Raw genomic sequence first — 21,780 nt, 5'->3', positions numbered from 1 at the left:
AAGGCCCGAAATGTTAATGAATGTTACAAATTGTTAAATAAGGTTAAGGGGCAAGGTTAGCCGCTGAGGTTCATTTACATTTGTTCACAAACCAGCCAAAAATGGTACAACGCATCAAATACATTCCATACTTAACGATCTTTTGTATCCTGGGGATAATCCTTACCCAGGGATACTGGTTGCATAAAGATTACCACTATTACCGGCAACACCCCCCCTCAACGCATCTGGCACCAATACTTTCGATATTATTGATCCTGTTTACCACAACCAGTTTCATTTTCATATTGGTCACCATTTTCAAGCAGCGAAAGTTATCCCTGGCTAAAAGCGACTTTATCAATAACATGACCCATGAGCTTAAAACACCATTGGCAACCGTTTCCGTAGCTATAGAAGCTATGCGGAATTTTGGCGCGTGGGATAACCAGGATAAAGCCCGGCAGTATTTAAGCATATCCAGAAATGAACTTGATCACCTTTCCAAACTGATTGAACTGATTTTACAACAGTCCATTGTTGAATCGCATAAAATGGAGATCACTGCAAAATACACTCATGTAAATGGGATGATCAGGAAAGTGATCCAAAACTACACCCTGTCTAACGAACAGGTTGATATCATACAAAATTATGCCGATCACATCCCACCCATACTCCTTGATCCCCTGCACATGAGCAACGTACTTAGAAACCTGATAGACAACGCTATAAAATATTCTGATGTACAAAAAAAGATCAGCATCAGCAGCAAGTTTCAAAACCAGAACTGGATACTGGCCGTAGGCGACAATGGAATTGGAATCCCTAAAATTTACCAAAAGGATATCTTTGAAAGGTTTTTCAGGGTACCCAGAGGGGAAATCAATCCGGTAAAAGGCTTTGGCCTTGGCCTGTCCTATATTAAGCAGGTGGTAGACCTTCACCATGGCAACATTACCCTACAAAGCAGCGAAAACCAGGGCAGCACTTTTACAATTTCCATTCCCTTAAAAAAAACAGCTATGTCATGAATGTCCTGTTTATTGAAGACGAAAAAGGAATGGCGAAAATTGTGACAGACAGCCTTGAATATAAAGGGTTTTCTGTGCGCCATTGTTTAAACGGCAAGGATGGCCTCAATAGCTTTATCGTCCAAAAACCGGATATCGTAATCCTTGATGTGATGATGCCCCAAATGGATGGATTTAACCTGGCCAGAAAGATCAGGGAAACAGATCAGCAAACCCCGATTATATTTTTAACAGCGAGGGGCCAGATTGTTGATGTGCTGAAAGGTTTTGAAAGCGGCGCAAACGATTACATAAAAAAACCCTTCAGTATGGACGAACTGATTGCAAGAATTCATTTACAGCTCAGACAAACAGAAAAACACAGCAGCAAAAAATATACGATAGGCAGGTACAGCTTTGATGGAAAAAACCAGTTGCTGCACCTGGATGACAAAACAACCCGGCTGTCCTACAGAGAGTCTGAACTGCTCAGGAAATTATGTGAACATCAAAACGAGGTCCTTAAAAGAAAAGAGCTGCTGACAGAATTATGGGACAATGAAAACTTCTTTACCGGAAGAAGCCTGGATGTATTCATCAGCCGGCTCAGAACCTACTTAAAAGCTGATCCACAGATCAATATCATTAACGTGAGGCGGGCAGGCTATATGCTGGTCATCGAACGGAAAAACTCATAGCAGGTCATTGGCCAGGTTGGCCAACTCACTCCGCTCGCCTTTATCGAGGGTTACATGGGCATACAAAGGGTGATCTTTTGCATGTTCTATCAGGTAAGATAAACCATTACTTTCCGCGTCCAGGTATGGGGTGTCTATCTGGTAAATATCTCCTGTAAAAATGATCTTAGTATCCTCACCGGCCCTCGAAATAATGGTCTTGATCTCATGCGGCGTCAAGTTCTGGGCTTCATCCACAATAAAAAAGATCTTGCTCAGGGTCCTTCCCCTGATGTAGGCCAATGGCGTAATCACAATCTTTTCTGTACTTACAAACTCATCAATCCTGCCCTGCATTTTAGGATCTTCATTAAACTGCTCCTTTATGAACCTTAAATTATCCCAGATCGGCGCCATATAAGGATCAATTTTCGACTTTACATCACCCGGCAAAAAGCCAATATCTTTGTTGCTCAGGGCCACAATAGGCCGTGTTACATAAATCTGCCGGTAATCTTTACGCTGTTCCAGCGCGCCGGCAATGGCCAGCAGGGTTTTTCCCGTTCCAGCTTTCCCCTGTATGGTCACAAGTTTAATATCCGGGTTAAGCAAGGCATTAATTGCAAACGACTGCTCGTCATTACGTGGTGAGATATTAAATATGCTGCGCTTTCCAACCGGGTAAAGGCGACCTGAACCGGAATTGTACCAGGTCGCAGCCGTTTTGCGTTTTCCTTTTAAAATGCAGAAATGATTGGCTGCCCGGTCCTGCAGATCCAATCCGGAGGCCGCTATACTTTCCCCGGCTTTCAGCAGCTTGAACAAATCATCCGGCACGTTGTTCAGTACTGCTTTACCGGTATACAGTTCATCTACATTCTTGATCTTCCCGGTTTCATAATCCTCCGCATACAGTTCCAGCGATTTTGCTTTTAAGCGCAGGCAAATGTCCTTAGATACCAAAATCACCTTTTTCTCAGGAAACTCCTGCTTCAATCCCAGTGCCGCGTTTAATATGCGGTGGTCAAACTTACCCTTTCCAAATACAGTTTCGGCGTCAATCTGTTTGGGGACATTGTCCATCACTACCCTGAAACGACCACTTTTAAGCCCGTTCAGCGGAATCCACTGGTTCATGATCCGATCGCCGGAGGCACCATCCATCAAGCGGATAAAACTCCTTGCTTCGGCATTGCGGGTTTCATTTCCGTTTTTCATGTTGTCCAGTTCTTCCAGCACCTGAATGGGAATGGCCACATCATGTTCCTGGAAGTTATTAAAGGCATTGTGATCATAAAGGATCACCGAGGTATCTAGTACGAAGATCTTTTTTTCTATAAAGGAATGTTTAGCTGCTTTACTCATGATGTATAAAAATAAAGAAAAGATTTGTATCCTGAGGTTTAAAAACAATTAAAGCACCCCTAGAGGTGCCTTAACATTGGTATTAATCAGGGAGTAAATTAATGCTTAGAATAAAAGGTATATTTTAAAACCAAGGTTATTGATAAAACCATCGCTGCTCAGGTTAAAGTTAGTTTGCTTATTTTCATAAACAACAGCATTTGATATTTTCTGCTCATAAGTAGAATAAGAAGCGTTTGCAGACAATAAGCTGGTCTCAAAAGCAAATCTTTTGGAAATAAACCAGGTGATACCACCGTAAACCCCGGCGGTATACTGACTGCCTTTTACATTATTACTGGTCGGCTCATCAAAAGACTCCTGTTTTGTTTGTCCGTAACCAGCCCTTCCACCTGCATAGGCATACAATGTTTTAATTAGCGGATAATACTGCTGATAAGTTACATTAGCCCCATAAGATTTCGATTCCGTTTGCGAACCACCAGCATAGCTATTATCAGTATTGCCATAATTTAATTCAATACCCAATTTGGCATTGTCTTTTACAAAAAAACCATAGCCTAAAGAAAAATTTCTGGTCTTGTTTTCCTGATCAACTCCTGTTAAACTGTTAGATTCACTTTTATTTGTACTTACATTAACCCCAAAACCCAGCGCACTGGTTCCTTTGGTCTGGGCATAACCGCATAGCGATGCCATTACTGCAATAGCAGTTAAAATTTGTTTTTTCATTTGTGTATTTGTTTATGTGTTATCCCTAAGATAAAGGGATTACCTGATCATAATCAAATATTATTTTACCAAAATCTGTAACATCATTAAGACAAATGATAAAACCAACCGTCTGGTACGATCCAATCAAAAAAACAATATCGTGAAACGAAAATAATACATAAAGGCAATCAGGGGGTATCTGCCAGGAATTAACCGTAAAAAAAGAAAACGGAGTCCGCTTCTTTCGATTTGGGTTCTCCGTTTTCACCTCTCCTATGACCGTAGTCATAAAAAAAGCATCAATTCGTTTATTACTTAACAATTCGTGATTTGCTTTAGTTCTTGCGAACTTTGAAATCCGTTTATAAATCATCCATATGCCATTCCCTTAGAAATCTGCATTTGTCTGTTTGCCTGTTCTGGTGTCAGTTTATATTCATTTGCCTCTCGGCTCCTGTTTATTCAAGGTCTTCTTCGCTGTCTCCTTTGAATCCGATCCTTTTACTGATCCTTCGAAAATTCCAGAACCTTTTGCCCGGGGGCTAAGTATTTCTTTTTGGATTTTTCTTCAGGCTGTCAAAGTACTCCGTAATTGATAGATCTAATATACGGCGAATTGCTGCTTTAAGCAAATATATTTTAAGGTTTTTATTAACAAGTTTTTAACAGGTTCCCAACAGCTTTTCAACAGCTTATACACAATAGGGCTATTTACCCTCCAGTTCTGCTATAGTAAAGGCCTTTTCCCTGTCTTTATATCGCTTTCTGATGTTGGCGATCTCATCAATGCTCACCTTTCCGGCGTTGTTTTCCCAGGAACCCCTGATAAAACTCAATACCTGGGCTACATCATCGTCAGAGATCTCATCGCTATGTGCAATACCTGGCATATCAGCAGAAATTTCAGGCGCTTCATAGACATGCCCATTGATCTTTATAGGGCCAGTCAAACCATATAAAACAATGGAAATCAGCTTCTCCTTATTCCCTGTAACCCATTCCGACTTATTTAATGGTGGTGCCAGGGATTTAATTCCGTTCCCATCGGGAGCATGACAGGTCTGACAGGTAGAAGCAAACAATGCAGCTCCTTTGGGAAAATCCCTGATCAGCAGCGAAGGGTCCCTGTTCTTTTGTGAATTGTTTACACCGGTGATCACGTTTTTCAGCTGTTTTTTAATGGCCAGGTTTACATCAGGTACAAATCGTTCGATATCGCTGGCAAAACGTTCCTCCCTGAACGCAAGGTTACTGATCACAGCAGCAGATACATAGGCATTGCCAGGATATTTTCTGACCAGGTCCATCAATAGTTTATCAGCTGCTCCCGCATCAAATGGCCTGATATAATTTGCAGAAAAAGCGACATATGGCGCAGCCATCTGATCATCTGCCTGTACCATTTTCATCAATGCTTCAGTAAAGTAATGATAAGAACTACTGTTGATAGCCGATGGCAGCACACTAAGTGCCTGCGCTTTGACCGGCCATTGCGGCGATTGTAAAAGCGCCAGCACTTCATTGGTCTGCAAAGCAGCTAAGCCCTCCAGTGTCCATAGGGCATGGATCGTCTTCAAGGGTCGTTCAGGGTCAGCAAGCGCAGCCCTTAAATAAGGAATTGCCGACTTGTACCTGCCATCAATCAATAATTGTTGTGCCATATCCCTGACAAAGCCATTTTCGTGGCCCAGCAATTCAACCAGCCCCTTCGGATCGGAAGGTAATTTCGGCGCAGTGGCCTGTTTCCCTTTAGGTACGATTTTATAAATCCTGCCACATCCCAAAGGCTGGGAAAGCTTCCTTTCGGCTATGATATTTTTTAAATAAGGCGTAACATAAGTTTTATGCTGTATAATTCCCCGGTACATGTCAACCAGATACAATGCCCCTTCTGGTCCGTTGTATAAACTTACCGGCCTGAAACGCTCATCTATACTCGCCAGAAACTCCTTTCCCTGATATGCCTGTTTTCCGGTCACTTCGTATCCCTTCTCCCTAAGCACATTCCGTTTAATTAAATTGGCCGATGGCTCGGCAACAAAAGCATTGAAATCATAAGCATCCCCAAATAAATGCCCCCGGTAAATTACCGGCCCGCATGCAGCTGTAAAATTTGTCAGGCGCAAGCTGTCGTCCAGTGTCCCGGGCATATATCCCCTGTTTACTCCTGGTGTCGGCCTGGCCGGATAAACCCTGTTGTCCCTGACTGTTCGCTCCGCATAACCATCCACACCATGCTGGTCGGGATTACCTGCACCATAACCAGGAGCGAAATAATCACTCATCAGGTTGGTAGAATTGTCATTATAATACAACCTGCCATAATTATCCTGGCTAATTCCCCATTGACCCCTGAAATGAGTTTCTTCTATGATCCATTTGTCCCCGATTTTGCGGTAGCGTTTGGTCGATTTGGCATTATAGATCCAATTGTCCATCGCCCTGAGCAAACCATTTGGCTGATGTTCTACATTCCCCTCAACTGCGTATTTGCCGTCAACCAGTATACGCTTACCAGGTTTATCGTCCTTGATTTCATAATACCAAATGTTTGGCGATTCTGCCACCAATATCCCTCCATCTATAAGACAGATGGCTCTGGGCAAAACCAGTGAATCCAAAAAGACCTTTCTGTCATCCGCCAGTCCATCCCCGTTCTTGTCTTCAAGGATTACAATTTTACCGTTGGGCTTATCCTCACCTTTACCATAAACATCCGGCATATAACCTACCATCTCTACCACCCAAATCCTTCCTTTAGCATCAAAAGTCATGGCTACCGGGGCAGTTACCAGTGGTTCAGCAGCTACCAGTTCCACTTCAAATCCCGCTTCTATCTTCATCAGGTTAATTGCGGCAGCGGCAGGGATAACCGGAGAACCTGTGGTATCGGGTATCACTTTCTGATCAGTTGTCGTCGTTTTTTTATAAGTCTGACATTGGTACAGTGTAAAAACAAACAGTACCAAAAAAATATAAATATATAATTTCATAAAGGGCTTACAATTCCTTATTCTCTATCGCAGTTATTTTAGCCAGTCTTTTTATATGACGTTCTTCATGGGTAAAATTCGCTTTTAAAAAAGCAAAGACAATATCCTTTGTCAGTTCAATGCCGATCACCCGTTCGCCCATGCACAAAATATTCACATCATCATGTTCTACCGACTGGTGTGCAGAGTAGGTATCATGGCATACACCTGCCCTGATCCCTTTAAATTTATTGGCAGCAATACTTACCCCAACTGCGCTTCCGCAAACCAGGATACCCCTTTCGCCTTTTTTTTCCAGAATGGCCCTCGCTACATCTGCAGCATGGTCCGGGTAATCTGTTGCGGCCATGGTATCCGTCCCCACATCCAGCACCTCATAACCTGCGGCCGTTAAAGCAGCAGCCAATATATTTTTGTAGTTAAAACCTGCGTGATCTGAACCTATAACGACTTTCATGAGCATATATTTTTTTGATGATTTCATGTGCTCCCCCTTCGGTTTCTGCACCGCTGTACATCACGTTTTCTATTTAATAAAATGGCTAATGTATCCAATTTTTTTTAATTTTATTGTAGCGTTTCTATGACACGCTTCGTTTAAATAACACTTACATTCACAAATTCTAAAATATGATTATGAACCTTTTTACCAGATCCCTTTCCTCCAGACTTTCAAAGTTAGCTGCAATTACCATTTTGGCCGGTGGTACCGTATTGTTCAATTCCTGTTCCAAAGACCCGGCCCCAGCACAGGAGTTTTCCTTTTTAAACATTACGAATGCTTCTCCTACACTGGCTTCCTATAACGTATATGCTGGTGCAAACAAGGTAAATCCTGCAGCACTTGGATTTGGTGGCAATGTTACTTATGGACAATACGTGCCGGGCACAATCAACGTGAAATTCACTACCACCAGCAATACGGAAAGTGTGTTTAATAAAGATGTAAAACTGGAGGCCAATACGGCACATTCTTTATTCCTGATCGGTAAAAGCGGGGCTTTGGATTACCTGGTTACGAAAGACGAACTCGGCAGCATCGCCTCAGATAAAGCATTCATCAGGTTCATCAACCTTTCACCAGATGCCCTCGCCTTAGACCTTGCGGTTAAAGATGGAGCTACCCTTATCGCTGATAAAGCCTATAAAGCAAGCAGCACATTTACAGAAACCGAAGCAAAAACCTATATTTTTGTGATTAAAGATAAAGCAACAGGGGCAGTAAAAAAAGAACTGGCCAGTACCGAATTTAAAGCAGGCAGATCATATACCATTATCGCATCAGGTCTACTTGTACCTTCGGATATCGAGCAAACTTTCACCGGCCAGATCATTACCAATCAATAAGAAATTAATTATACCATTTAAAAGGGCGCATATACAAAGTATAGCGCCCTTTTGATTTAATTGTGTGTGTATGTTTGGTGGTTAGTGTCTTCCCCTGCCATGACCCCTGTCATGTCCACGATCCCTTCCCCTGTCATTGTCTCTTCTATCCCGGCCTCCCCAGTTGTCATGTCTGTCATTACCCCTTGAGTAGTATTTTTTTGCCTGTCCCGGAGGCATTCCATGCGGATGGCCTTTTACTGAATAATACCTGGAATTGTCACTATACCTGATTACTGGCTGATTTCTCACATTCCTGTACCTGGAATACATTACCCGGTGACGGTCAAAATTCCGGTAGCCATCCCCTACCACTACCTTATACCCATGATAGAGGTCGTATCCCCTGTACCTGGATGGCAGGGAAGCCGAAAATCTCCACCTGCTGCCCTCCATGTAAATGAACTGGCGTCTGGGCACACTGTAATAACATTCAATATCCGGCAGGTAATAGCTGTCTACGTAATCATAACCCACCGGGCCCCATAATGGTTGTGCGCCAATGTTTACACTAATACTAACCTGTGCTGTAGCCTGGGAGGGCATCCATCCCATCATTCCAAGCATTCCTAAGATGACTAACCTTTTCATAAACCAATTATTTAATGTTTCATTTGTGTGTTGTTGAATCAAATCTCCGTACCGAACATGAAATGAACATGAAATTTCAGAATTATTATTTTTTTTTCTTTTTCATCTTAATTTCATGTTCGGTCTGCATCTTCGTATCAGTAATTATCTGGGCGCGGATAATTATAACACACAATGTTTAAGTTGAGAGATGTTAGTTTGCCTCGCAAGAGGCAAACTTTCTTTATATTTACCCGATGAGCACAGCTATTTTCTTCCGTACACTTATTGTAGCCCTGGCCATCACCTGGCTCCCCCTCGCTTCTCCGGCCAGCAACAAGCGCGCTACTTCCTTAATTTCCAACAAAATAACCTGGCAGGACAGAAAAGATAAAAAACAGGAACGCGGAAAAGAAAATAAAAAACAGGAAGTTAAAGAAGTTCCACAATCCAGAAAACAGGGAAAACCGGAAGAAGTAAAACCCGACAAAAAAGAAAAGCCAAAGGATAAAAAAAGAGACAATTAAGCTGCTACTATGAAAGTTCTGATTGTAGAAGATGAAAAAACACTGGCTTTTGAAATGGAAGACTTTCTTAAAAAAGCCTTCTACATATGCGATCTGGCCCATAACATCAGCGATGGCCTGGAAAAAATAGAGGTCAATAGTTATGACTTTATCCTCCTTGATCTGGGGCTGCCAGACGGAGATGGCCTCTCACTACTGCCAAAAGCAAAAAAACACAATCCTGATGCAGCTTATATCATCCTCACCGCAAGGGGAAACCTGGAAGACCGCATCGCCGGCCTTGACCTGGGTGCCGACGATTACCTGCCCAAGCCATTTTCCCTGCTTGAGCTGCAGTCCAGGATGCAGGCCATTGCCCGCCGCAAATTTAATGTTAAAGAAGAATTACTGCCTTTAGGCGATTTTAAACTTGACCTGCAAAAAAGGCTCGTCTTTTTTAAAATACAGCAAATTGAACTGTCCAGAAAGGAATTTGATATCCTCAGCTACCTGTTCCTGCACAGCAACCGGGTACTCACCAGGATGCAGCTGAGTGAGCACATCTGGGGCACCTTCGCCGATGACGATTACGATTCCAATTATATTGACGCCCACATCAAAAATATCCGGAAAAAATTAAACAGCTATGCGCCAACAAGCTTCCTGGAAACTGTGCGTGGCGTAGGCTATAGAATAAAGAAATAATTGAAATTATCTGCCAAATTAATCCTGTTCATTACCGGCTCAAAGCTGGCCGTAGTCTTGCTGTTTGTCGTTTCCCTGCCCTTCCTGGTCAACGGTATCGTATCAGAATACATTAGTTATTCTTTGCGCCAGCAGCAAGACAAAGTGATCCGCATTGTCCATAAAAACGGCGTCAATTATTACCTGCAGGGCGACAATAGCTACGGAAGTTACACCATGCTCAAGGAAGAATACATTGCCCTCGAGCCTTCGGCCGCTCAGCTCCGCATTGATACCATCAAAACAGCCAAACGTGTGGTGGAAAGGGATACACTCAATTACAGGATCCTGATGCATACCTTTAATTACGAAGGAAAAAACTACCTGCTGGAAATTGGAAAAACCACAGCCAGCATCAACCAGTACAACAAGCCACTGCAAAGGATTGCCCTGTATGTGCTCATGGGCCTCATTGCCTTCAGCTTACTGTTCGATCTGCTCTTTACCCGGTCACTGATCAGGCCACTCGGAAAAATCATCAGGTCCAGGCTGACCGACAGAAAATTTCCTTTTAAACAACATTCAGCACCTGTCCGAACTTCTACTTACGACTTTAAATACCTGGACGAGTCCTTAGTCCTGCTGATGGAGCAAATCAACGAGGCTTTCGAGAAAGAACGTGAATTTACGGCCAATGCTTCCCATGAGCTCATGACCCCCATCAGCATCCTGCAAAATAAGATGGAAAACCTGATCGGTGACGAGCGCTTAAATGAGGAAGCAGTGATTAAAATTGTGGACATGATGAAAACGCTCAACAGGTTAAAGAAAATTTCCAGTTCCCTGCTCCTCATCTCCCGGATCGAAAATGAGCAGTTTGTTAAAACAGACCAGGTAAAACCGGAAGCGCTGATCGCCGAAGTGCTTGATGAGATCAGCCACCGCCTGGAAGAAAAAAGCCTCGACATTTCGGTTCAGCTCCATGCCCGGGTAATTTTGAAGGATGTCAACCACGACCTCCTGTTTCAGTTGTTTTATAACCTGATCAACAATGCCATCAAATACAACGTACGGGCTGGCAGCATTCTCATCAAAGACCAGTTATTGAGTCCAAATAGCTACTTAATCACGATACAAGACACAGGCATTGGTATTGCAACGGAAGAACTGCCTTATATTTTCGACCGCTTCAGGAAAACAAACCTCAAAGAAAATGTAGGTTATGGCCTTGGCCTTTCTATTGTAAAAAGCATTGCCGCCTATCATGGTATCGACATTAAAGTAAGTTCAACGCTGCAAAAAGGGAGCAGCTTTAAACTGCTGTTTACAAAATTCGGTTAACCGTCTGGCCTTTGCTGTCCAGCACGACATTTTTTTCCTGGCTCATGGTTTTGAGCTCCACTTTATAAAAGAATTGTTTGGCTACTTCATACTTGTCCACATCATCAATCCAGAATCCTTTAAAATTCTTTTTCAGGCTTTGGCTCACGACTGCCGGAAGCTCTCTTGACCTGAGCTCCTGTTTGTGCTTAACAATTGCCCCTTTATTGTTCAGCCATACTTCATGGTCTCTCCTTTCTACATCAAAATCGGCATTGTAGAGGTCACCTTTCATTTCCCATTCCACTTTTACCGCTTTCGGGAAAGCCCTGTTAAACGCATTCATTACTGCTGCCGGAACATCTTTAACCGCTATATCCTGTGCATAGCCTAAACTTGAAAAAAGCAGACATGCTGCTAAAACTAATTTTGTCTTCATAAGATGATTACATTAATTCAAATACTCATTTAAAGTACAACAAATTTCAGCGCAAAAAGTGTGAAAAATTTGAAAACTCAACTATACAGCTTACAAGAATTAAATAAAGTTTTTTTGAATTTAAATGACCATAATCTTCAAATAGAATCAGATATTAGTTTCTTTATTTAAAAATTGATGATGAACCGATTATTTCTTGCCTTATTATTATTCAGTATACTTTCGATCACAGTTTTTGCGCAAGCCCCGCTTAAAGGCACGGATATGCCGAAGGCTATTTTTTATAAAGCCGATGGCAAGACCTTTAATACCGATCAAATTGGCAAAGACAGCAGATCTTTGCTTATGCTTTTTGATGCCACCTGCGAACATTGCCAGAAAGTAGCTGCCAACATTTCTAAAAGAAATACCGAATTAAAGCAGGTTAACCTGTACCTCATTTCACAGGATGAATTCCGTTCCATCAACTATTTCATGGATAATTTTGGCAAAAACTTAAAGACCATGAAAAATGTAAGTGTATTGCAGGATAAGGACCATGTGTTTATCCCGCTTTTCCATCCAAAACAATATCCAGCCCTTTACCTTTATGGAAAAGATAAAAAGCTGGAATTTTATTCAAGTGATGAAAGGGATGTACCCAGGTTTTTTAGCCGGATAGCCGGCAAATAATTAGTAGCTGATCTTAAATGAGCGTCTGGCCAGTAATTTCCAGGTATCCCCTTGTTTTTCCCAGATCAGTACCACACCCAGGTTAACTTTTGCAGGAATGCCACCGTCATTCGTATTTCCCCTTAAATGATGGCGTACAATAGCGGTATTGCCGGCAACGGTAATAGACTGGTCCGACAGTTCAATGGTTTTAAAATCTGAGGCCTTAGAAGAAAGTGCCTTTACAAAAGCAGCTTTATCTTCGATATGCCCGTTAGAATGCCCATATGTCAGGTTATCGGTAACCAGGCTTTCCAGATCTGCCTTATTCCCGCTGATCATGGATACGCGTAGTTTTTCAGTTAATTCTGCAATTTTAGTTTCGTCTTTTGATTGTGCCGAGGCAAGTAAACTCATAATGGTAAATGTAAATAAAATGATGGTCCGTTTCATAGCTTTAAGTTTAGCCAGGCTAATATAGGGATAATTAAGGTTTATAATCCAGGCCCATATTGTAAAACAGAAATGCCCACCTGTCGGCTATTTCCTCAATTGCCTTGTCGGTTGGCTTCCCGGCACCGTGCCCTGCATTAGTCTGTATACTGATCAGCACCGGCGCTGTTCCAGCCTGTTTTTCCTGCAGCGTCGCCGCAAATTTAAAAGAATGCGCCGGCACCACCCTGTCGTCATGGTCTGCCGTGGTGACCAGTGTTGCCGGATATTTTACTCCAGCTCTCAAAGCATGTACAGGAGAATATTTGTAAAGATACCCGAACATCTCTTTTGAATCTGCCGAAGTGCCATAATCAAAACTCCATCCGGCACCAGCCGTAAATTTATGGTAACGCAACATGTCCATTACCCCAACAGCTGGAAAAGCAACCTTAAACAGCTCGGGCCGCTGCGTCATTGCCGCACCAACCAGCAGTCCTCCGTTCGAGCCACCCATACATGCCAGGTAAGCTGCAGCCGTATATTTATGGGAAATCAGGTATTCAGCAGCAGCGATAAAGTCATCAAATACGTTTTGCTTCTGTAACTTTGTACCTGCCAGATGCCATTGCTCGCCATATTCGCCACCCCCCCTTAAATTGGCTACCGCATATATCCCGCCATGGTCCAGTAAAATGATGTTGGAAGTACTGAATGCCGGGGTTAAACTCACATTAAAACCTCCGTAACCATACAATACCGTAGGATTTTTGCCGTTTAAAACCAGCCCTTTTTTATAAGTAAGGATCATCGGCACCTTAGTCCCATCCTTAGAAGTATAAAACACCTGTGTCGATTCATAGTTTTCGGGATTAAAATCAACCCCCGATTTTCTATACACTTCAGATTTTCCATCAGCCACAGCGTATTTAAAGATCGTAGCCGGATAAACATAGGAAGTAAAAGTATAATAAAGCGCCTTGTCTGCTATCTTGCCCGAAAAACCACTGGCTGTACCAATACCCGGAAGCTTCACTTCATGCTCCAGTTTGCCTTCCATGGTATACTGCAAGACCATGGATACCGCATCCCTGATGTAATTGGCAAACAGTTTACCACCACCTGTAGATGGCCGCAATACATTTTCCGTTTCTTTGATCAGCACCCACCAGTTTTCCGGGACGGGATCAGCCGCATCAACCGTAACGATGCGACCGTTAGGTGCATCTAAACTGGTAAAAATATACAGTTTACTGCCCACATTGCAGATAATTTCATGGTCTTTCTCAAAATTAGCGACCACATTGACAATGGCTGCATCAGGAACGGAAAGGTCCTGGATATATAGTTCATTGCCGGAAGTTGAATTTGCAGCAGAAATCACCAGGTAACGCTCATCTTCGGTTAAACCTGCACCAACATATCTTCTTGGCGTCTGGCTTCCGCCAAAAATAAGTTTATCAGCCGTTTGCGGAGTGCCTAGCTTGTGGTAATACAATTTGTGCTGATCGGTCATACCCGAAAGCTGGCTGCCATCCTTTGGCTTATCGTAACTGCTGTAGTAAAAACCTTCCGTGCCTTTCCAGGCAATGCCCGAAAACTTTACATCAATCAGGGTATCACCCAGTACACTTTTATCCGAGGCTTTTAACACCACCACTTTCCTCCAGTCAGATCCGCCCTCCGATAACTGGTAGGCCAGCAGGCTGCCGTCTTTACAAAAATGGACGCCTGCCATTGAAGTTGTCGCATCTTTGGAAAAGGTGTTCGGATCCAGAAACACTTCCTGTTCTCCACCATCTTTCTGCCGGTACAGCACACTCTGGTTCTGCAAACCGGTATTTTTATAGAAATACGTGTAATCTCCTTCCTTAAATGGCTGAGAATACTTTTCATAATTCATCAACTGTGTTAAACGCGTTTTGATCTGGTTACGGTAAGGGATCTGTCCCATGTACTTTTGGGTAAGCACATTCTGGGCATTTACCCACTGTTTGGTCTCTGCCGAGCGGTCATCTTCCAGCCAGCGATAAGGATCAGCTACTTCGGTACCAAAATAATCGTCTTTTGTTGCCGTCTTTTTAGTTTCAGGATAAGTCATTACAGGTTTTTGTACGGTATTTTTTAATTGAGCTTCAGTAAATAATGGGGGTAACAGGATCAGTACAAGCAGTCCATTCTTTACAAAGTGCTTCATAAGGCAGCATTTTAGGGTTAAATAGGTATAGAAAGCAATGGGATATGCAAACCGGATGCCATGACCCTTGTTTTACTCCTGTGTACCAGAGAGGCCCAGAAACCGTATTTCTTGGGCATCATGATCAGCATATCTGCCCCAAATATCTCTATTTCTTTTTCTATTTCTTCTATGACTGCGTTGGATTTCACATTTTTGTAATAATAGGTAATCCCTTCGAGGCCTTCGTCAATGGCATGGGTAGCCAACAGGTCTTTGCCTTCGGTCCGCAGTTCCTGCAAGAGTTTACTCACATTAAAAACCTCTACCTCAGCGGTTAAACTCAAAGCGAGGTCCTTAATCTGCAGCAAAACTTTTTCAGACACTCCGCTCAGTACATCACAGGCAAAAAGCACTTTCTTCGTACCCTCAAATCTTGCCCCCAACGGCACAGCCAATACCGGGAACTTCAATTTTTTAATGGCTGAAGTAGTGGTGTTTCCCCAAAGGTCCTGCTCCAGGGTTTTGGCCGTCATGCCCAATACCACCAGACTGGCCTCATATTTGACCAGGAGCTGATTCAGCTCATCTTCCACAAAGGAAAATGCCGTTTCATGGCCCACTTCAATATCGTAGTCCAGAGAAAGCGCGAGGGAGCGTTCTATCAGCCTGATTTCGTTATCTGTCAATAACTTTTGAATGCTGGATGCAGGCAGCAGTGTATTCGCAGCATGTATAGGGATCTCAAAAGCATTAAAAAGGATAAGCCGGGCATTGCTGTGTTTTGCGGCTGCTGCCGCATATTCCACTGCATTCTCTGCCACTTCAGAAAAATCAGTTGCTACAATTATGGTCATTTACACTCCGGTTTTAATCCTTGTAAAGCTATGCATAAGCTTTTTCAATATGCTTTACGGAAACACAAAAGAGAGGTAATTTTACAATAAAATAACCGTCAAAATCCCCCTTTTTCCGCTACGCGATGCCTTAGGTCTTAGACAGGCCCCAGAACAAGAACAGCGAAACCGCCACCAGGCAAACCAGCCAGCAATATAAAAGAACTTTCATCCGCCTGTTCCTGTTTTCCGTACTTGAATTCTTCATATTAGTCCTGATCCTGCCCAACAGCCACATTTTTGACTCTAGCTGATGTTTCAGTTCCATTTCCATTGCCGAACCTGATCGCTCTTTCAAAGAATGGTACCATTGTTCCACCGCATTCCTTTCGTCAGGACTACAGCCCCCTCTAATATATTTATGAATGAGTTCCGGGGAAATAACGAGCTGAGACATGGGTAATTATAGATTGGTTGAAACCCCAAAATAGCCAAAAACTTTAAGATATCAAAATACTTAGGCCGGCCAGTTGCAAGCCGGCATACTAAGCGGCTAATGCCATTCTTTTGTTCCTGGCAATCAGCATCCAGGCAAACAAAGCCCCGGTTAAGGCCATCAAAGTACCTACCCATACCGGCGATGTATAATCATAACCTGCAGCCAAAGGCAATCCCCCTAAAAAGGCACCCAGGGCATTCCCAATGTTAAAACTGGCCTGGCTGACAGATGCAGCCAGCATCTCTGATCCTTTAGCGGTCTTGATCATCAGCATCTGGATGGGTGCTGCTAAAGCAAAGGCCACTGCCCCGGTTATAAAGGTCATTACCAGCGAAAGCACCTGGTTGGTAGAGATATAGTGTACGATAAAAAGCGCAACTGCCATGGCAATTAACAAAGAAACAGATGCTTTTGCAGGTGAAAACTGATCAGCCAGCTTACCTCCTATAAAATTACCCACCAGCATACCCAGACCCGCCAGCACCAGTATGTAGGTAATGGAATCGGCAGAAAAACCAGAAACGTCGGTAAGCAGTGGAGCAATATAGCTATACCAGGAAAACAGACCGCCGGTACCAATGGCAATCATCAGAATGATCAGCCATGCTTCAGGAAGTTTAAAGAAACCCAGTTCCTTTTTCAAATCCCTGTTTTTAGTTGCAGGCAGGGACGGCATCCATAATTTCAGGCTCAACAGGGTAATTAAACCTACAATAACAATGATCACGAAAGTATAACGCCAGGAATAGTTGTGGCCTATAAAAGTACCCAGTGGCACCCCAATTACATTGGCAACGGTTAAGCCTGCAAACATAAGTGATACTGCAGAGGCCTCCTTTCCTTTATCCGCAATGCGGCTGGCCACTACCGAGCCCACTCCAAAAAAGGCCCCATGCGGCAAACCGGCCAGTAAGCGGGCGATAAACATGGTGGTATAATCCGGAGAAAAAGCAGACAGCGCATTAAAAGCCACAAACATCATCATCAGGGCGATGAGGATCTTTTTTGGAGGATAGCTGCCGGCAATAGCTACCAATAAAGGCGCACCAATAACCACACCTAGGGCATAAGCCGAAATGAGGTGACCTGCCTGCGGAATGCTGATGGACAAGTCTTTTGCAATATCAGGCAGCAGTCCCATCATCACAAATTCGGTGATGCCGATTCCCAGTCCGCCAAGGGTTAAGGTGAGTAAGCTTTTTTTCATTTTTTGTACCGTAGTTAGTGTAAAAAATACACGATACAAAGTAACCAATAAAATACTACGCTTTCGTCTTTAAAAGGTAATTTTTAGATACCGCTGCCCTGTCCATTCGTTTTACACCATACAAAATTCTTTGTGCTTTTTTTGACTGCGTTCCATATGCCAGCAGCACCAACTGGTCCTGCGCTCTTCGGTATAAAGCCCGAACAATTCACCAAGTATAGGTCTTCTTTTAAAACACTTTTGCCCGATGATTGTTTAGTTGAATGTAGTACTGTTTTATTTACTCATTAAGGAGAGCATTATGAATTATAAGAAACTAATATCAAGCCGCTTGTCAAGCATGTCACACCGGCCAACAGACACCACCGGTGCTGTAGTAGCCCTGTTAACCGGATTAGCTGTTGGCGCAGTGCTGGGTGTATTATTTGCGCCAGACAGCGGAAAAAAAACCAGAGAAAGAATTTCTGATAAGGCATTAGACCTGACAGATAACGTAAAAGATGGCTATCAATCTGTAAAAGACCGTTTGCATGCCGGAAAAGATGACCTGCTCGGGTTAAAAGACCGAATGGTTGACAATGTAAAAAACAAGGCTAACGCAGTTTCGGAGGAATTTAAGGAATTCAGAACAGCAGAAGCAGATAAAGCAAAAGCGGGCATCAAGCGTAGTGCTGATGATTTAAACGACGATATACAGACCATTTAATTTTATCGGGCCAGGCTTAATGGAGCATAACCTTTAAGCCCCAGGGGCTTTCGGTTCAAATTGCTCAGGCTTTTTGATCTGAAAGCCTTTGATGTTTAAAAAAAAGCTGTGTAATTGGGATCAGCAAAATTCCACATAAAGCAAAAATGACAAAGGATACCCTTAAATTGAAAGCATGGGCCAGGTAACCAATGAGTGGTGGTCCTAGCAACATCCCTGTGATGGAATAGGTAGCGATAATAGATATGGCCATTCCGGCTGAATATTTTTTTGAAGCACCTGCTAAGGCATAAGACATAGGGATCACGGCTGCTGTCCCAAAACCGACCAGGGAAAAACCGAGCATCGCCGTCCAGAAATACGGAAAAATAATAGCCAGGCAGATGCCGGAAACAATACATACTGCACTCATAATATAGGTTTTAGGCATACCGAAGCGGGCCACAATTAAGTCAGATAAAAATCTTGAAACAGCCATAAAGGTCATAAAGATCAGATAGCCGTAAGTAAAGATCTCCACCTTAATGATCTCCTGGAAATAAATACCACTCCAGTCGAACATCCCCCCTTCGCAGATGGCGCACAGAAAAACGACCATACCCAGGTAAAAAATATAGGGGTCTGGCTTACTTAAAACCAGCTTATTACCTGTTTCAGAACGGTCACCTTTTAACAGGAACTGATAAGAATACAAGGTTACGATCAGCATAGCTATTGCCACAGCTATGAAATGCTGCTGTATGGGTACGTTTAAGCCCAATAAAAGCGTGGACAATAAGATTCCGCCTATCCCTCCCATACTCCAGTAACCATGGAAAGAGCCCATGATCTTTTTATCGAAGCGCTTTTGGAGTGTGATGGCCTGTGTATTTACGGAAATATTAAAGATCCTAGTGGTAAAAGCAAATATGACCACTGATATGATCAGGCTAAAAGTATTGTGGGCAAAGCCGATCAGGGCCAGCGAAAAGGCATTGAGGCCATAACCTACCGTTAAGGGTACCCGGCTGTTGTATTTGGATACCAGCCAGCCCGAAATGGGCAAGCCAAGTAAAGAACCTATGGGCAAAGCCAGTAAAATACTGCCCAGTTCCGCTTCATTAAAATCAAACGTGGTTTTAATGGTCGGAATCCGGGAGGCCCAGGTTGAAAAGCTTAAGCCCGACATGAAAAAGAAAAGACTTAAAAAGAAACGGTGTTTTGTGTTGGAGATCATCACCTAGTAATTGCGCTGCAAATTTAGCAATTCATTTGCTGGGATCGATGAACGATTATTAAAATTTATAAGATTTTCAATTGCCCAGATAATTTGCATTTCATAAAAAATAACCTAGCTTTACGAAAAACTTTAGGGGTGCCTTGCGCTGAGATATACCCTTTGAACCTGATGCAGTTAGTACTGCCGAAGGGAAAAGTAAGAGCAACCCTCTTGTTGTTCTTTTACCATTCCTGTAATGGGCTATTCCTATAGTTTTTAATAGATTAAAAATTAAAAACGATATGGACATCACTGTAAATCAGCAACATTACCAACTCCATGCCCCCTGTTCTGTTGAACAAATGCTAAGCTTTGTGCATGCACCGGCCCAGGGCATTGCCGTGGCTATCAACCAGACTATCATCACAAAAGCCGACTGGCCGCTGCATGCCTTGAAGCATGGCGACCAGGTAATGCTCATCAAAGCCACCCAGGGCGGTTAATCCAATAGATTTCATCAAAAAACGATACATATGAAAGCAGAAAAAACACCCGGCGCAGAAGTGCTCAGCCGCAACCCCTTTCCGGCATCCCGTAAGGTTTACGTAAAAGGCCAGCTGCACGATATTGAGGTGGCCATGCGCGAAATTACCTTAAGCGACACAAAGATCCACAATGGCTTTGGTTTAACTGAGCCCAATCCTCCAGTTACGGTTTACGATACCAGCGGGGCCTATACCGACCCGGATGCAGCCATTGATGTAAAGGAAGGTTTGCCCAGGCTAAGGGAAAAATGGATCACCGGCAGACAGGATGTGGAGCAGCTGGAAAAGATCTCTTCCGATTACGGACAGCAGCGCCTGGCCGACAGCAAACTGGATGTGCTGAGGTTTTCACACCTGAACAAGCCCTACAGGGCTGTCAAAGGCGCCAATGTTTCGCAGATGCATTATGCAAAAAAAGGCATCATCACAGCTGAAATGGAGTACATCGCCATCAGGGAGAACCAGCGCATAGACCTGCTCAGCGAACAGCTGGGGGCGCAGTATGAAGTGATGGGCCACCAACATAAAGGGCATAGCTTTGGCGCCAATACACCTAAAGGTTACATCACTCCGGAATTTGTGCGTGCTGAAGTGGCGGCGGGCCGGGCGGTAATCCCCTGTAACATCAACCATCCGGAACTGGAGCCGATGATCATTGGCCGGAATTTCCTGGTAAAGATCAATGCCAATATCGGGAATTCAGCAGTCACTTCTTCTATTGAAGAGGAAGTAGAAAAAGCAGTTTGGGCCTGCCGTTGGGGTGCAGATACCATTATGGACCTCTCTACGGGTAAAAACATTCATGAAACCCGGGAATGGATCATCAGGAACTCCCCTGTCCCGATCGGTACAGTGCCGATTTACCAGGCATTGGAAAAAGTAAATGGCAAAGCCGAAGACCTTACCTGGGAACTGTTCAGGGATACCCTGATCGAGCAGGCCGAGCAGGGCGTGGATTATTTTACCATCCATGCCGGAGTATTGCTGCGCTACGTGCCTTTAACGGCTAAACGCGTAACAGGAATTGTATCCAGGGGAGGCTCTATCATGGCCAAATGGTGCCTGGCGCATCATAAAGAGAATTTCCTGTATACCCATTTTGAGGAAATCTGCGAGATCATGAAGGCTTATGACGTAGCTTTTTCTTTAGGGGATGGCCTGAGGCCCGGCTGTATTGCCGATGCGAACGATGCGGCACAGTTCGGAGAACTGGAAACCTTGGGTGAACTGACTAAAATTGCCTGGAAACATGACGTGCAGACCATTATAGAAGGCCCGGGCCATGTGCCGATGCACCTGATCAAAGAGAACATGGAGAAGCAGCTGGAACATTGTTCAGAAGCACCTTTTTATACGCTGGGGCCCCTAACAACGGATATTGCCCCGGGTTACGACCACATCACTTCGGCAATCGGCGCTGCCATGATCGGCTGGTTTGGCACGGCCATGCTGTGTTACGTAACGCCTAAAGAACACCTGGGCCTGCCGAATAAAAAGGATGTGAAGGATGGAGTGATTACCTATAAGATCGCAGCCCATGCGGCCGACCTGGCCAAAGGACATCCGGGCGCACAGTACAGGGACAATGCCCTGAGCAAGGCCCGGTTTGAATTCAGGTGGGAAGACCAGTTTAATTTATCACTGGACCCGGATACAGCAAAGGAATTCCATGATGAGACCCTGCCAGCTGATGGGGCCAAGATCGCTCATTTCTGTTCCATGTGCGGTCCTAATTTCTGCTCCATGAAAATTACGCAGGACGTTAGGGAATATGCAGCCAAACAAGGTGTGGATGAACAGGAAGCACTGGCAAAAGGCATGGCTGATAAAGCTAAAGAATTTACAGAGAAAGGCAGTGAAATATACCTGTAAATGAATGATTTA

Annotated in this window: 22 protein-coding genes and 1 riboswitch; of the genes, 10 read left to right on the top strand and 12 right to left on the bottom strand. The window is 43.7% G+C overall.

Annotation, left to right across the window (positions count from 1 at the left end):
- Positions 1–101: 101 nt before the first annotated feature.
- Together R2Q85_RS09920 and R2Q85_RS09915 are read left to right on the top strand one after the other, a co-directional pair.
- On the top strand, positions 102–1,013 hold the full coding sequence (locus R2Q85_RS09920) for a HAMP domain-containing sensor histidine kinase (RefSeq protein WP_316811614.1): 912 nt from the start codon (positions 102–104) through the stop codon (positions 1,011–1,013).
- Positions 1,010–1,690: a response regulator transcription factor gene (locus R2Q85_RS09915; RefSeq protein ID WP_316811613.1), complete on the top strand. Its 681-nt coding sequence runs from the start codon at positions 1,010–1,012 to the stop codon at positions 1,688–1,690. The genes R2Q85_RS09920 and R2Q85_RS09915 overlap by 4 nt, the downstream gene beginning before the upstream one ends.
- On the opposite strand, the gene R2Q85_RS09910 is transcribed toward R2Q85_RS09915, so the two are convergent.
- The 4 genes from R2Q85_RS09910 to rpiB form a co-directional block, all read right to left on the bottom strand.
- Positions 1,685–3,034 (bottom strand): PhoH family protein, encoded by a 1,350-nt coding sequence (locus tag R2Q85_RS09910; RefSeq protein WP_316811612.1) that lies wholly within the window; start codon positions 3,032–3,034, stop codon positions 1,685–1,687. The two genes, R2Q85_RS09915 and R2Q85_RS09910, sit on opposite strands and share 6 nt — an antisense overlap.
- A 105-nt stretch (positions 3,035–3,139) precedes the next feature.
- Entirely contained in the window at positions 3,140–3,766 is a 627-nt protein-coding gene (locus tag R2Q85_RS09905) for an outer membrane beta-barrel protein (RefSeq protein WP_316811611.1), read from the bottom strand.
- A 689-nt stretch (positions 3,767–4,455) separates the two neighbouring features.
- Positions 4,456–6,741 carry a c-type cytochrome gene (locus tag R2Q85_RS09900; RefSeq protein WP_316811610.1) on the bottom strand — a complete coding sequence of 762 codons (2,286 nt, stop codon included), beginning with the start codon at positions 6,739–6,741 and terminating at the stop codon, positions 4,456–4,458.
- A 7-nt stretch (positions 6,742–6,748) separates the two neighbouring features.
- Entirely contained in the window at positions 6,749–7,198 is a 450-nt protein-coding gene (rpiB, locus tag R2Q85_RS09895) for a ribose 5-phosphate isomerase B (protein WP_316811609.1), read from the bottom strand.
- A 179-nt stretch (positions 7,199–7,377) separates the two neighbouring features.
- Here rpiB and R2Q85_RS09890 point away from each other — a divergent pair, with 179 nt between their 5' ends.
- Positions 7,378–8,088: a DUF4397 domain-containing protein gene (locus R2Q85_RS09890; RefSeq protein WP_316811608.1), complete on the top strand. Its 711-nt coding sequence runs from the start codon at positions 7,378–7,380 to the stop codon at positions 8,086–8,088.
- An 81-nt stretch (positions 8,089–8,169) separates the two neighbouring features.
- Here the strand turns inward: R2Q85_RS09890 and R2Q85_RS09885 are convergent, their stop codons facing one another.
- Positions 8,170–8,718: a hypothetical protein gene (locus tag R2Q85_RS09885; protein WP_316811607.1), complete on the bottom strand. Its 549-nt coding sequence runs from the start codon at positions 8,716–8,718 to the stop codon at positions 8,170–8,172.
- Positions 8,719–8,954: 236 nt separating this feature from the next.
- Between R2Q85_RS09885 and R2Q85_RS09880 the strand changes: the two genes are divergently transcribed.
- From R2Q85_RS09880 to R2Q85_RS09870, 3 genes are read left to right on the top strand one after another with little or no spacing between them, the layout of a single operon-like run.
- A complete protein-coding gene (locus R2Q85_RS09880; protein WP_316811606.1) occupies positions 8,955–9,224 on the top strand; it encodes a hypothetical protein in 270 nt (89 codons plus the stop codon).
- A gap of 9 nt (positions 9,225–9,233) precedes the next feature.
- Positions 9,234–9,908: a response regulator transcription factor gene (locus R2Q85_RS09875; RefSeq protein ID WP_316811605.1), complete on the top strand. Its 675-nt coding sequence runs from the start codon at positions 9,234–9,236 to the stop codon at positions 9,906–9,908.
- Positions 9,909–11,228 carry a HAMP domain-containing sensor histidine kinase gene (locus tag R2Q85_RS09870; RefSeq protein WP_316811604.1) on the top strand — a complete coding sequence of 440 codons (1,320 nt, stop codon included), beginning with the start codon at positions 9,909–9,911 and terminating at the stop codon, positions 11,226–11,228. It begins immediately after the preceding gene.
- On the opposite strand, the gene R2Q85_RS09865 is transcribed toward R2Q85_RS09870, so the two are convergent.
- Positions 11,212–11,646, bottom strand: a complete 435-nt coding sequence (locus R2Q85_RS09865; RefSeq protein ID WP_316811603.1) for a PepSY-like domain-containing protein — start codon at positions 11,644–11,646, stop codon at positions 11,212–11,214. The genes R2Q85_RS09870 and R2Q85_RS09865 overlap by 17 nt on opposite strands.
- 177 nt (positions 11,647–11,823) lie before the next feature.
- Between R2Q85_RS09865 and R2Q85_RS09860 the strand changes: the two genes are divergently transcribed.
- A complete protein-coding gene (locus R2Q85_RS09860) occupies positions 11,824–12,318 on the top strand; it encodes a redoxin domain-containing protein (RefSeq protein WP_316811602.1) in 495 nt (164 codons plus the stop codon).
- On the opposite strand, the gene R2Q85_RS09855 is transcribed toward R2Q85_RS09860, so the two are convergent.
- The 5 genes from R2Q85_RS09855 to R2Q85_RS09835 form a co-directional block, all read right to left on the bottom strand.
- Positions 12,319–12,750, bottom strand: coding sequence for a nuclear transport factor 2 family protein (locus R2Q85_RS09855; RefSeq protein WP_316811601.1), 432 nt, complete (start codon positions 12,748–12,750; stop codon positions 12,319–12,321).
- Between the two features lie 34 nt (positions 12,751–12,784).
- The gene (locus tag R2Q85_RS09850) at positions 12,785–14,926 is read right to left on the bottom strand and encodes a prolyl oligopeptidase family serine peptidase (RefSeq protein WP_410478873.1); all 2,142 of its coding nucleotides are present in this window, start codon (positions 14,924–14,926) and stop codon (positions 12,785–12,787) included.
- Positions 14,927–14,943: 17 nt separating this feature from the next.
- On the bottom strand, positions 14,944–15,762 hold the full coding sequence (locus R2Q85_RS09845; protein ID WP_316811600.1) for a universal stress protein: 819 nt from the start codon (positions 15,760–15,762) through the stop codon (positions 14,944–14,946).
- A 130-nt stretch (positions 15,763–15,892) separates the two neighbouring features.
- On the bottom strand, positions 15,893–16,198 hold the full coding sequence (locus R2Q85_RS09840) for a hypothetical protein (protein WP_316811599.1): 306 nt from the start codon (positions 16,196–16,198) through the stop codon (positions 15,893–15,895).
- Positions 16,199–16,286: 88 nt separating this feature from the next.
- On the bottom strand, positions 16,287–17,447 hold the full coding sequence (locus R2Q85_RS09835) for an MFS transporter (protein ID WP_410478871.1): 1,161 nt from the start codon (positions 17,445–17,447) through the stop codon (positions 16,287–16,289).
- 301 nt (positions 17,448–17,748) lie between these two features.
- Here R2Q85_RS09835 and R2Q85_RS09830 point away from each other — a divergent pair, with 301 nt between their 5' ends.
- Entirely contained in the window at positions 17,749–18,153 is a 405-nt protein-coding gene (locus R2Q85_RS09830; protein WP_316811597.1) for a YtxH domain-containing protein, read from the top strand.
- A 64-nt stretch (positions 18,154–18,217) separates the two neighbouring features.
- Here R2Q85_RS09830 and R2Q85_RS09825 read toward each other — a convergent pair whose 3' ends face one another.
- The gene (locus tag R2Q85_RS09825; protein WP_316811596.1) at positions 18,218–19,369 is read right to left on the bottom strand and encodes an MFS transporter; all 1,152 of its coding nucleotides are present in this window, start codon (positions 19,367–19,369) and stop codon (positions 18,218–18,220) included.
- Positions 19,370–19,493: 124 nt separating this feature from the next.
- Positions 19,494–19,581, top strand: a riboswitch (TPP riboswitch).
- Between the two features lie 72 nt (positions 19,582–19,653).
- Between R2Q85_RS09825 and thiS the strand changes: the two genes are divergently transcribed.
- Both thiS and thiC read left to right on the top strand, forming a co-directional pair.
- Complete coding sequence (gene thiS / locus R2Q85_RS09820; RefSeq protein ID WP_316811595.1) at positions 19,654–19,854, top strand: sulfur carrier protein ThiS; 201 nt, start codon at positions 19,654–19,656, stop codon at positions 19,852–19,854.
- Between the two features lie 30 nt (positions 19,855–19,884).
- Positions 19,885–21,768: a phosphomethylpyrimidine synthase ThiC gene (thiC, locus tag R2Q85_RS09815; protein WP_316811594.1), complete on the top strand. Its 1,884-nt coding sequence runs from the start codon at positions 19,885–19,887 to the stop codon at positions 21,766–21,768.
- Positions 21,769–21,780 lie beyond the last annotated feature (12 nt).

The sequence above is a fragment of the Pedobacter heparinus genome (assembly GCF_032678725.1).
Lineage (GTDB): Bacteria > Bacteroidota > Bacteroidia > Sphingobacteriales > Sphingobacteriaceae > Pedobacter > Pedobacter heparinus_A.
This window is presented reverse-complemented; position numbering and strand designations above follow the sequence as displayed.